Genomic DNA, 12,052 nt, shown 5'->3' with positions numbered 1-12,052 from the left:
ATTCTCAGTGCGCCGTCCATCCGCCGTCCATCGCGATCGAGGTTCCGGTGATGAAGGAGGCGGCCGGCGTGCAGAGGTATGCGACGAGTTCGGCGACTTCCTCCGGTTCGATCAGCCGCTTGATGGCCGCCCGCTCCAGCATGATCTTCTCGACCACCTCGTCCGCCGGGATGCCGTGCGCCCGGGCCTGGTCCGCGATCTGTGCCTCGACCAGGGGCGTACGCACATAGGCCGGGCACACGCAGTTGGCCGTCACGCCGTGCGGGGCGCCTTCGAGCGCCGTCACCTTGCTCAGGCCCTCCAGACCATGTTTGGCGGTGACATAGGCGGCCTTGAACGGCGACGCCCGCAGCCCGTGCACCGAGGAGATGTTGACGATCCGGCCCCAGCCGGCGGCGTACATGTGGGGGAGGGCCCGGCGGATCATCAGGAACGGCGCCGTCACCATGACCCGCTGGATGTACGCGTACCGGTCGGCGGGGAAGTCCTCGATCGGCGACACGTACTGCAGCCCGGCGTTGTTCACCACGACGTCGACCGCCGCGGGAACGGCCTCGACGGCGTCGGCCTCGCTCAGGTCGACCTCCAGCGCGGTGCCGCCGATCGCCCCGGCCGTCGCGCGGGCCGCGTCGCCGTCGCGGTCCAGCACCAGGACGTGCGCGCCGGCCGCGGCGAGGCGGGTGGCGCAGGCTCGGCCGATGCCGCTGCCGGCGCCCGTGACGAGGGCGGTCCGGCCGGAGAGGTCGAGCTGGACGATCGAGGTCATGGCGGTGAACCTACGAGCGCGTCCCCGGATCGGCACATGTGTCCGCCCGACACACCTCAGGGGGTATCGGTGTGGAACATCGGCGTACCGGGTGTCGCGGCGGGCGCGGTGTCCGGGACCGCTAAGGTGTCGTACAGGCGTACGGCAGGGGGAGGAAAACGTGCGGGTGCTCGGCGTCGACCCGGGGCTGACGCGGTGCGGCGTCGGCGTCGTCGAAGGCGTACCCGGCCGGACCTGCACACCGATCCACTACGAGGTCGTGCAGAGCGAGCCCGATCTGGAACTTTCGCTGCGCCTGCTGAACCTCGACAACCGGCTGACCCAGCTGATCGCCGAGTACCAGCCGCAGGGCGTGGCCGTCGAGCGGGTCTTCAGCCAGCACAATGTGCGTACCGTCATGGGCACCGCCCAGGCGGGCGCGGTGGCGATCCTGGCCGCCGCCCGCGCGGGCCTGCCCGTGAGCCTCTACACGCCGAGCGAGGTCAAAGCGGCCGTGACCGGCTCGGGCACCGCCGACAAGGCGCAGGTGACCATGATGGTGACCCGCCTGCTGAAGCTCGCCGCGCCGCCCCGGCCGGCCGACGCCGCCGACGCGCTGGCGCTGGCCATCTGCCACGTCTGGCGCGGCGGCACGAAGGATAAGGTGGCCGCGGCCGTCCGACTGCAGAGAGGTGCCCGATGATCGCGAGCGTGGCGGGTCAGGTCGCGTCGGTCGGCGCCGACCGCACGGTGATCGAGGTCGGCGGGGTCGGACTCGCCGTGTTCTGCACGCCCACGACCCTCGCCGGGCTGCGCGTCGGCCAGGCCGCCCGGCTGTCCACCAGCCTCATCGTCCGCGAGGACGCCCTCACCCTCTACGGTTTCGCCGACGACGACGAGCGCGAGCTCTTCGACCTTCTCCAGACCGTCAGTGGTGTCGGCCCGCGGGTCGCGCAGGCTGTCCTCTCCGTGCACAACCCCGACGTCGTACGCAACGCGATCGCCTCGGGCGAGCTCGGCGTACTGACGAAGGTGCCCGGGATCGGCAAGAAGGGCGCCGAGCGGATCATCCTCGAACTGCGCGACAAGGTCGGCCCGGTGACCCCCGGTGCGGCGGCCGGCGTACCTCGCCAGCTCGCCTGGCAGGACCAGGTCCGCCAGGGGCTCGTCGGGCTCGGCTGGACGGCGAGCCAGGCCGACCACGCGATCACCTCGGTCGCCTCGTCGCTGGAGGACGGCCCGACCCCGGCCGTGCCCGTGCTCCTCCGGCAGGCGATCAAGCTGCTCGGACGGGCCCGATGAGCGAGTCGCTCGTCAGCGCGCTCGCGTCGCCGGAGGAACGCGACGCCGAGGCGACCGTCCGGCCGAAACGGCTGGCCGAGTTCGTCGCCCAGGAACGCGTACGCGAGCAGCTCGAAGTCCTCCTGCACAGCGCTCTGCGCCGGGGTTCGCCGCCGGACCACATCCTCTTCTCCGGCTCGCCGGGGCTGGGCAAGACCACGCTGGCCATGATCGTCGCGGCCGAGCTGGGCGGGAACCTGCGGATGACCAGCGGCCCGGCGATCGAGCGCTCGGGCGACCTGGCGGCCATCCTGACCAGCCTGGCCGCCGGCGACGTGCTGTTCATCGACGAGATCCACCGGATCGCCAAGCCGGCCGAGGAACTGCTCTACTCCGCGATGGAGGACTTCCGGGTCGACGTCATCGTCGGCAAGGGGCCCGGCGCGACCGCGATCCCGCTGGACGTGGAGCCGTTCACGCTGGTCGGTGCGACCACCCGGGCCGGCCTGCTGACCGGGCCGATGCGCGACCGGTTCGGCTTCGTCGGGCACCTGGAGTTCTATTCGGGCGACGAGCTGGCGACCCTGCTGCACCGGTCGTCGAAGATCCTCGGAGTGCCGGCCGAGCTGGACGGGATCGTGGAGATCGCCGGGCGGTCGCGGGGCACACCCCGGATCGCCAACCGGCTGCTGCGGCGCGTACGCGACTACGCCGAGCTCCGGGCCGACGGCGTGGTCACCCTGGCGGCGGCGAAGGCGGCCCTGCGCGTCTACGACGTCGACGATCTCGGGCTCGACCGGCTGGACAAGGCGGTCCTGGCGGCCCTGGTCGAGACGTTCGGCGGGGGACCGGTCGGCCTGTCCACGCTGGCCGTGGCGGTGGGCGAGCAGCCGGAGACGGTCGCCGAGGTCTGCGAGCCCTTCCTGGTCCGGGCCGGCCTGCTCGCGCGTACGCCCCGGGGGCGGGTGGCGACCCTCGCGGCCTGGCGTCATCTGGGCCTGCCGGCGCCGGCCGTGCCGCCATTGACAGCAGGTTCACAGGCTGTTGGTCATTCAGCTGTAAATGGTATGTTTTCCGGCGGCTCCGGAGCATTGCCGGACCTGTTCAGTACCGAGGGCGAAGCCGACAACGTGCCGTGATCGTAATGTGATCGCCACGGGGGGTGTGGCGTTTGGCGCCATACCGACTAGACTCGCCGCGGTCCGGACGGACACATTTTCGCCAGTGCCGACGTATCGCCGCTGGCTAACGGAAGGTCGACACCGTGCACCTCGCGGCAGGTTCCTCGGGCGGCAGCGCGCTGCCCACGCTGCTCTTTCTCGGCCTGATGGCCGCCCTGATGTACTTCATGATCATCCGGCCGCAGAGCAAGCGCCGCCGTGAGGCCATGGAGCTTCAGCGGAACGTGTCGGTCGGCGATGAAGTGATCACCATCGACGCCATGCATGCCACCGTCGCCGCCATCGACGGCGACCAGATCTCGCTGGAGATCGCTCCCGGTGTCGTGGCCCGCTTCGAGCGCGCCGCCGTCGCCCGGGTGGTCAAGGCCCCCGCCGCCGAGCCCGAGGCCGAGACGGCCGAGGAGACCGACGCCGACGACGCCGCCGCGCACGTCGTCGAGCAGGGCCGCTGACGCTCGCTTGAGACCCCTCCCCGGCGCCGCCGCCCCTGGCGCCGGGGTTCACCCACCTGACCCTGTCATCCAAGGAGACCCGAGCCGTGGCACCACCACAAGGACAGATGAGGCCCGGACGGCAGCTCGCCGTTCTCGCCGGCCTCTTCGTCCTCCTCTACCTGATCGTCTTCCTCGGCGGCTCGGGCAGCTGGCACAACCGGCTGCACCCCCGGCTCGGTCTCGACCTCGTCGGCGGCCTGCAGATGACGCTGGAGGCGCAAGGCAAGGCGCCCAGCTCGACCGAGTTGGAGCAGGCGCGCCAGATCATCGAAGATCGCGTCAACGGCTACGGCGTCGCCGAGGCCGAGGTGGTGACCGAGAGCAACAAGAACATCGTCATCTCGATCCCCGGCAACGACAGCACCAACCTGAACGACGTCGGCCAGCCCGCGCAGATGTACTTCCGCAAGGTGCTCAACGTGACGCAGGACTACGCCGACGCCCTCGCGGCGGCCACCGCCTCGCCGAGTGCCAGCACCTCCGCGAAGCCGAGCGCCTCGACGTCCGCCAAGCCCAGCACCTCGGCCTCGGCCAAGCCGAGCACGGCCGCCTCCGCCTCGCCCAAGGCCAGCGCCTCCACCGGCGGCCAGGGTGGCGGCGCCGCCGCCTCCGCGTCGGCGAGCCCGGCCCCGTCCGCCTCGGCCGCGCCGAGCACCTCCGCCTCCCCGGAGCCGGTGCTCGACCCCGAGGACGCCGCCGCGCAGGCGAAGGTGAAGGCCAAGGTCGGCGACGCCGCATGGAACGCCGCGATGGCGCTGACCGCGCCGGTCGACCTCTCGACCGACCCGTCGGGCGCCGCCCCGTTCGCGAACTTCGCCAAGCTGACCCCCAACGAGGTCGCCATCCTGCCGGCGAAGATGCAGTTCAACGTGCCGCAGATCGGCTGCACCGCGCTGGACAAGCGCCCGATCGGCTCCATCAACAAGGCCGACCAGCAGGTCGTGGCGTGTGACAGCGGCGCCAAGGAGATGCTGGACGTCGCGAAGGTCAAGGGCACCGACATCGGCAGCGCCCAGGCCGTGGCGCCGAACTCGCAGCAGCCGGAGTGGACCGTCAGCCTCAAGTTCAAGGGCGACGGCCAGGACAAGTGGACCAACCTGACCAAGGAGTCGGTCAACAAGACCGGCGCCACCTGCGAGACGGCCGCCCTGGGCGGCACCAAGCAGAACTGCCGCGTCGCCGTCGTCCTGGACAACCAGGTCATCTCCGCGCCGGAGATCCTGGACGTCCTGTCCGACAACTCCAGCATCACCGGCAACTTCACCTCGGACACCGCGACCGACCTGGCGAACAAGCTGAACTACGGCGCGCTGCCGATCACCTTCAAGGCCGACCAGGCCGTGCACGTGACCGCGACGCTCGGCCAGGCCCAGCTCAAGGCCGGTCTGCTGGCGGCCGGCATCGGCATGCTGCTGGTGGCGGTCTACGCGTTCTTCTACTACCGCCTGCTCGGCACGGTCATCTTCCTGTCGCTGATCCTGTCCGGCCTGCTGACCTTCGGCATGCTGGTGGTCCTCGGCCGGACGATGGGCTTCACGCTGACGCTCGCGGGCATCGCCGGTTTCATCGTCTCACTCGGTGTCGCGGCGGACTCGTTCGTCATCTACTTCGAGCGACTCAAGGACGAGATCCGCGAAGGCAAGACACCGCGTTCGGCCGTTCCGCGGGCCTGGGTCCGCGCCCGGCGTACGATCATCACCGCCAACACGGTGTCGATCATGGCGGCCGTCGTGCTGTTCCTCTTCTCCGCCGGTGCGGTGAAGGGCTTCGCGTTCGCGCTGGGCCTCGCGACCCTCATCGACCTCATCGTGGTGTTCCTCTTCCGGCACCCGATCATGGCGATGTTCGCGCGTACGAACGCCTTCCTCTCGCCGCGCGTCAGCGGTCTGGGCCGGGTGCTGCATCAGCAGAACGAAGACGATGACGAGGCCGCCCCCGGCGAGACCCGTCGCTACCGGGCCAAGGAGGCCTGACCATGGCTAAGACGGGTTTGGCGACACGCCTCTACCGCGGTGAGGCCGGCCTCAACATCATCGGCAAGAAGAAGGTGTGGTTCGCGGTCGCCGGCACGGTGCTGCTGATCGCGCTGATCAGCTTCTTCGCCCGGGGATTCACGGCCGGTATCGAGTTCAAGGGTGGTGTCGAGTACACCATCCCCGCCAGCGCAGGCTCGATGACCACGGTCTCGGACAAGCTCGGCGAGCAGATCACCAAGGTCGACCCCGAGGCGAAGGTCGGCACCGCCCAGCAGCTGGGCGGCGGATCGCCGGCGTACAAGATCCGGACCACGCCGATGGAGACCGGGCAGGTCGACACCGTCAAGGCGGCGCTGGCCAGCGAGCTCGGCATCTCCAAGGACACCATCAGCACGGACATCGTGTCGGGTGCCTGGGGTCAGCAGGTCACGGAGAAGGCGCTCCTCAGCCTCGTGATCTTCCTGGTCGTGGTGATGGTCTATCTGGTCATCCGGTTCGAGTGGCGGATGGCGGTGGCGGCGCTCGCGTCGCTGGCCTTCGACCTCGTCACGGCCGCGGCGGTCTACTCGATCGTCGGCTTCGAGGTGACGCCGTCGACGGTGATCGGCTTCCTGACGATCCTCGGTTTCGCGCTCTACGACGTCGTCGTGGTGTTCGACAAGGTCCAGGAGAACACCCGCAGCATCACCGGCAGCAGCACGACGACCTACGCCGAGGCGGCCAACCTGGCCGTCAACCAGACCCTCATGCGGTCGATCAACACCGGCCTGGTCTCCCTGCTGCCCGTCGGCGGTCTGCTGTTCATCGGCGCCGGCCTGCTCGGCGCCGGCACGCTCAAGGACCTCGGTCTGGTGCTGTTCATCGGTATGGGCACCGCGGTCTACTCGTCGATCTTCTTCGCGACCCCGGTTCTCGTGACCCTCAAGGGCTACGAGCCGCGGATCGCGACGCACACGCAGCGCGTACTGGCGCGGCGCGAGGCGCTGAAGTCGAAGGGCCTGTCCGACACCGCCCCGGTCCAGAAGGCGGGCGAGGAGCCGGCTCTGGCCGGTACCGCGGCACCGCGTCCGGGCGCCCGGCCGCAGGGCAAGAAGTCCGGCAGCGGCAGCGGCAAGGGCGGCGTACGGCCGTCGGCACCCAAGCGGCGGTAACCCGCCACGAAGTTCCCTCGAAGCGCCCCGGGCCCGGTGCCCGGGGCGCTTTCGTACGCGGACGCCGGCGGCCGATAGAGTTGGCCCGTGACGGAAACAGTGCAGTACCGGGGCGACAGCGGAACCGACGTGGCGAAGCTGGTCGCCGAGGGCGTCCTCGACGTGTCCGACTTCCCCAAGTCGGGCATCCTGTTCAAGGACCTCACCCCGCTGTTCGCCGACGGCGACCGGTTCCGGGCCGTCATCGACGCGATCGTCGGGCACTACGGCGCCACCGGTGATCGGGGCTTCGACGTCGTCGTCGGAGTGGAGGCGCGCGGCTTCGTCATCGCGTCCGCCGTCGCGTACGCGGCCGGTGTCGGGGTCGTGCCCGTCCGCAAGGCCGGCAAGCTGCCCCGGGTCGCCTACTCCGCCGCGTACGACCTCGAATACGGGCAGGCGGTGCTGGAGGTCAGCGAGGGCGCGTTCCAGCCCGGCCAGCGGGTCCTCGTCGTCGACGACGTACTCGCCACCGGCGGGACGGCCGAGGCGACGCTCAGCCTCGTCGAACAGGCGGGCGGTGCCGTGGCGGGTCTCACTGTGCTCATGGAGCTCGCTTTCCTGCACGGCCGGGACCGACTGGCGGGGCGGCCGTTGCACGCGCTGCTGACCGTCTGACGGGTCACAACGCCACACCCCGGTGTACGCCGTGAATCGGACAGACGACGCGGAAGTGCCACCTGGGAACCGGCCACCGGCCGTGTAGTCGGCAGGAAGGCCTCCGCTGGGTAAGATGGGGTCCTCGCCTGGGGCATCGTCGAACGGCGACAATGCCGGGCGAGGTGTGAGGAGCGGCTGGTGTCCACCGATCCTGTCGATGCCGTGAACGCCCAGGAGCAGGTCAGCGCCCAGAACGACGACGTCGTGCCGGTGCGCCGACCCAGTGCCCAGACGCTGGCCACGATCGCTCCGGATCCCGATCCGGCGGTCGCGGCGGGGCGTAGCGCGCTCGAACCGGTCGACGCGGAGACGACGCAGACCAACCCGCTGAGCATTTTGAACGGTGCTCCGTCGGGTCGGCGCGTGCGCGCCCGCCTGTCCCGGTTCAACGCGCCGTGGCAGTCCACTCTGGTCGCCGAGGAACTGGCCCCGCTGATCACGGAGCACCGGCGCTGGCACCCCAAGGCCGACGTCCGGGCGCTGCAGCAGGCGTACGAGACCGCGCACAAGTGGCACGAGGGGCAGTACCGCAAGTCGGGCGACCCCTACATCACGCACCCGCTCGCCGTCGCCGGGGTGCTCGCCGGTCTGGGCATGGACACGACCACGCTGGTCGCGGCCCTGCTGCACGACACGATCGAGGACACGCCCTACACCCTGGACGGCGTACGCGCCGACTTCGGCGAGAGCGTGGCGCTGCTGGTCGACGGCGTGACCAAACTGGACAAGGTGAAGCTCGGCGACGCCGCGAAGGCCGAGACGATCCGCAAGATGGTCGTGGCCACTGCCAAGGACCCGCGGGTGCTCGTCATCAAGCTGTCCGACCGCCTGCACAACATGCGTACGCTGAACTTCCTGCCGGCGCCGAAGCGCGAGCAGAAGTCGAAGGAGACGCTGGAGATCCTGGCCCCGCTGGCGCACCGGCTGGGCATGAACACGATCAAGTGGGAGCTGGAGGATCTCGCGTTCGAGCAGCTGTTCCCGAAGCGCTACCACGAGATCAAGCGCCTGATCGACGAGCACCAGCCGCAGCGGGAGGCGTTGCTGCGCCAGGTGACCAACAAGGTCACCGGCGACCTGCGGGCGTCGAAGATCAAGAGCGAGGTCACCGGTCGGCCGAAGCACCTGTACTCGGTGTACCAGAAGATGATCGTGCGGGGCCGCGACTTCAACGACATCTACGACCTGGTCGGCGTGCGGATCCTGGTGGAGACGGTCCGGGACTGCTACGCGGCGCTGGGTGTGATCCACGCGAACTGGCAGCCTGTTCCGGGCCGGTTCAAGGACTACATCGCGATGCCGAAGTTCAACATGTACCAGTCGCTGCACACGACCGTGATCGGGCCGAGCGGCAAGCCGGTGGAGATGCAGATCCGGACGAACGCGATGCACCGCACCGCGGAGTACGGCATCGCGGCGCACTGGAAGTACAAGGAGAACAAGGCGGCGACGGTCGTCGGCCCGCCCGCGCATATCGACGAGATGACCTGGCTGCGGCAGCTGCTGGACTGGCAGCGAGAGGCGAGCGACCCGAGCGAGTTCCTCGACGCGCTGCGGTTCGACCTGTCGAGCCAGGAGGTCTACGTCTTCACGCCCAAGGGCGACGTGCGGGCGCTGCCGGTGGGCTCGACCCCGGTCGACTTCGCGTACGCGGTGCACACCGACGTCGGCCACCGGTGCATCGGCGCGCGGGTCAACAGCAAGCTGGTGCCGCTGGAGTCGGTGCTGTCCAACGGCGACGTCGTGGAGATCTTCACGTCGAAGTCGGAGAACGCCGGCCCGACCCAGGACTGGCTGGGCTTCGTCAAGTCGCCGCGGGCGCGTACGAAGATCCGGCAGTACTTCAAGAAGGAGCGCCGCGACGAGGCGATCGAGCAGGGCAAGGAGGCGCTCAACCGGTCCCTGCGCCGGGAGGGCCTGCCGCTGAAGCGGATGCTGACCGCCGAGGCCCTGATGGCGATCGCCCGCGAGCTGAACCTGCCCGACGTCGCCTCGCTGTACGCGGCGGTCGGCGAGAGCCAGGTGTCCGCCCAGTCGATCGTGGCCCGCCTGGTGACCTCGTTCGGCGGCGAAGAGGGCGCGATCGAGGACATGGCCGAGACGGCCGTCCCGACGCGGCCGTCGCGCAACCGGCAGTCCAATCAGGACCCGGGCGTGGTGGTGGTGGGCGTCAGCGACGTCTGGATCAAGCTGGCCCGCTGCTGTACGCCGGTCCCCGGCGACGACGTGTTCGGCTTCGTCACCCGGTCGGGCGGGGTCAGCGTGCACCGCATGGACTGCGCCAACGCCAAGGATCTGCAGGACCAGCCCGAGCGGATGGTGCAGGTGACGTGGAAGCCCAAGGCGGGCTCGACGTTCCTGGTCGCCATCCAGGTCGAGGCGCTCGACCGGCAGCGGCTGCTCGCCGACGTGACGAAGGCGCTGTCGGAGGAGCGGGTCAACATCCTCTCGGCCGTGGTCACCACCACCCGTGACCGGGTGGCGGTCAGCCGGTTCAGCTTCGAGATGGCCGACCCGAAGCACCTGGGCCACCTGCTGAACGCCGTCCGCAAGGTCGACGGGGTGTTCGACGCGTACCGGGTGACGTCCGGGGCCTAACGGCCACAGACAAGAAAGAAACCGCCCCGGACCAGTGGTCCGGGGCGGTTCGCGTTGTGCGGGGCGGGATCAGCTGGCGCTGACGGCTCCGGCGGTCACGGTGTCGAACTTGATCGTGTCCTTGGGGGCGCCGTCACCGGTCGCCTTGCCGTCGGCGCCCACCGCGCCGTCCTTGACGACCTTGTCCAGGATGTCCAGGCCCTTCGTGATCTTGCCGAGCACAGTGTACTGGGCCGGCAGGTTCTGGGCCGAGATGTCCGCGTCGATCATGAAGAACTGGCTGCCCGTGGAGTTGGCCTCCTGGGTCTTCGCCATCGCGACCATGCCCCGGGTGTAGGTCGGGTTCTGGTTGACCGGCAGGTTCTCCTCGGCCATCTTGTAGGTCGGGCCGCCGGAGCCGTTGCCGGCCGGGTCGCCGCACTGCAGGATCTTGAAGCCCTCGGTCACCAGCCGGTGGCACTTGGTCCCGTCGTAGAACTTCATCCCGGCCAGGTACGCCATGCTCGCCGAGGTGCACGGCGCGCCCTTGACGTCCATCTGGATCTCGATCTGGCCGAGGTTGGTGTTGAGCGTCAGGGTCTGCGTACCGGCCTTGGCGACGGAGGTCGGCGGCGTGCCGACGTCCTTGAGCGCCGGGTTCTGCGACGCGTCGTCCGGGATCCAGGTGCAGTCCGGCGCGGCCGCGGCCGGGGCCGGCTTCTTCTCCGGCCGGGTCAGTGCGTACGTGGCGTACCCGCCGCCCACGAGGAGGATGAGGACGGCGAGACCCGCCCCGACGTACGCGTTGCGCTTACGCCGCACCTGCGCGGCCTCAGCACGAGCGGACATCTCCCGCTCCAGGCGGGCGCGGGCCGCCGCGCGCTGGCGTTCCCTGGTGGGCGTCATGGCTGGATCCTCCGAGCGGTTTATGGCGTATGGGTGTCGGTACGTCGGTACGGGGTCAGGACGCCGAGGCCGTGGCGCTCGGCTGGGTCGACGGCGCGGCGCTCGGCGACGGGCCGTCGGCGACCGTCAGCGTCTGCACGGTGACGGCGTTCTTGGGCTTCACGTCGGCGCCGGCATCGTTGTTCACGGTGCCCGCCTTGGCGATCGTATCGATCGCCTCCAGGCCCGAGGAGACCTGCCCCACGACGGAGTAGTTGTGGGTCGAGGTGTCCAGCGTCGAGTCCTTGTAGAAGATCATAAACTGGCTGCCGCTGACCGACGGGTTCATCACGACGGTGCCGGCCTTGTAGAAGGCGTACGTCGCGGGGGCCGCGGAGGGGGTCGCGGCCGCGCTGGCCGAGGCGGACGCCGCCGCCGACGGCGCGGTGCTGGCCTGCGGGGCGACCTGCTCGTTGTAGAACGTGTAGGTCGGGCCGCCGGTGCCCTTGCCGGTGTGGTCGCCGCAGGTGAGCGCGTAGCCGTCGGCCGCGGAGTGGGTCAGCGAGAAGCACGGCGTGTTGTCGAAGTAGCTCTTGGTCGCCAGGTACGCGAGGCTGCCCGCGGCGCACGGCGAACCGGCGCGGTCGAGGCTGATCTTCACGGTGCCGGTGCTGAGGGTGACCGCCATGACCCCGGTGCCGGTGTCGGGCAGTCCGGTGACCGGCGGCTGGCCGACGTCCTTGAGGTCGGCGTTGGCCTCCGTCGACTGCGTCGTCCAGGCACACTGGGCCTGGGGCGTCGGGGTGACCTTCTTGTCGAAGGCTCCGAGGAGCCACGCGGTTCCGAGGCCGGCGACGGCGAGGGCGAGAACCACGGCCAGACCGGCCTTGACCTGTCGGCCACGCCGCTGCTGATCGGCACGCCGGGTCATCTGCCGGTTGAGCTTGGCGCGGGCCAGCTTGCGCGCGCGGGTTCTGCTGGAAGCCACGAGAGCTCCCCTCCTTGTGTGTCTACGCCGATCGGCACTCGGTGGGTCCATCGACCGTTTCGTACCGGAGTGTGC

11 protein-coding genes are annotated in these 12,052 nt (G+C 69.9%); 8 read left to right on the top strand and 3 right to left on the bottom strand.

Features of this window, described 5'->3' with window-relative positions; all coding sequences use genetic code 11:
- Positions 1-4 precede the first annotated feature (4 nt).
- Positions 5-766, bottom strand: a complete 762-nt coding sequence (locus tag G401_RS0116885) for a 3-hydroxybutyrate dehydrogenase (protein ID WP_027343441.1) — start codon at positions 764-766, stop codon at positions 5-7.
- 160 nt (positions 767-926) lie between these two features.
- Here G401_RS0116885 and ruvC point away from each other — a divergent pair, with 160 nt between their 5' ends.
- From ruvC to G401_RS46225, 8 genes are all read left to right on the top strand, one after another.
- A complete protein-coding gene (ruvC, locus tag G401_RS0116880) occupies positions 927-1,448 on the top strand; it encodes a crossover junction endodeoxyribonuclease RuvC (protein ID WP_027343440.1) in 522 nt (173 codons plus the stop codon).
- Positions 1,445-2,047 (top strand): Holliday junction branch migration protein RuvA, encoded by a 603-nt coding sequence (ruvA, locus tag G401_RS0116875; protein ID WP_027343439.1) that lies wholly within the window; start codon positions 1,445-1,447, stop codon positions 2,045-2,047. Before ruvC ends, ruvA begins: the two co-directional genes overlap by 4 nt.
- Positions 2,044-3,165, top strand: coding sequence for a Holliday junction branch migration DNA helicase RuvB (gene ruvB, locus G401_RS0116870; RefSeq protein WP_027343438.1), 1,122 nt, complete (start codon positions 2,044-2,046; stop codon positions 3,163-3,165). Before ruvA ends, ruvB begins: the two co-directional genes overlap by 4 nt.
- A gap of 125 nt (positions 3,166-3,290) precedes the next feature.
- Entirely contained in the window at positions 3,291-3,659 is a 369-nt protein-coding gene (gene yajC, locus G401_RS46230; protein ID WP_034591917.1) for a preprotein translocase subunit YajC, read from the top strand.
- Between the two features lie 107 nt (positions 3,660-3,766).
- Positions 3,767-5,674 carry a protein translocase subunit SecD gene (gene secD, locus G401_RS0116860; protein WP_027343437.1) on the top strand — a complete coding sequence of 636 codons (1,908 nt, stop codon included), beginning with the start codon at positions 3,767-3,769 and terminating at the stop codon, positions 5,672-5,674.
- 2 nt (positions 5,675-5,676) lie between these two features.
- Entirely contained in the window at positions 5,677-6,828 is a 1,152-nt protein-coding gene (gene secF, locus G401_RS0116855) for a protein translocase subunit SecF (protein ID WP_027343436.1), read from the top strand.
- Between the two features lie 87 nt (positions 6,829-6,915).
- Entirely contained in the window at positions 6,916-7,485 is a 570-nt protein-coding gene (locus tag G401_RS0116850; RefSeq protein WP_027343435.1) for an adenine phosphoribosyltransferase, read from the top strand.
- A gap of 285 nt (positions 7,486-7,770) precedes the next feature.
- Positions 7,771-10,125, top strand: coding sequence for a RelA/SpoT family protein (locus G401_RS46225; protein ID WP_407636884.1), 2,355 nt, complete (start codon positions 7,771-7,773; stop codon positions 10,123-10,125).
- A gap of 69 nt (positions 10,126-10,194) precedes the next feature.
- Here the strand turns inward: G401_RS46225 and G401_RS46220 are convergent, their stop codons facing one another.
- Together G401_RS46220 and G401_RS0116835 are read right to left on the bottom strand one after the other, a co-directional pair.
- A complete protein-coding gene (locus G401_RS46220) occupies positions 10,195-11,010 on the bottom strand; it encodes a peptidylprolyl isomerase (RefSeq protein ID WP_034591914.1) in 816 nt (271 codons plus the stop codon).
- Between the two features lie 55 nt (positions 11,011-11,065).
- Positions 11,066-11,977: a peptidylprolyl isomerase gene (locus tag G401_RS0116835; protein WP_027343434.1), complete on the bottom strand. Its 912-nt coding sequence runs from the start codon at positions 11,975-11,977 to the stop codon at positions 11,066-11,068.
- Positions 11,978-12,052 lie beyond the last annotated feature (75 nt).

This window comes from Hamadaea tsunoensis DSM 44101 (genome assembly GCF_000428945.1).
Lineage (GTDB): Bacteria > Actinomycetota > Actinomycetes > Mycobacteriales > Micromonosporaceae > Hamadaea > Hamadaea tsunoensis.
Note: the sequence above shows the minus strand (reverse complement) of the source record. Positions and strands in the feature narration are given on the sequence as shown.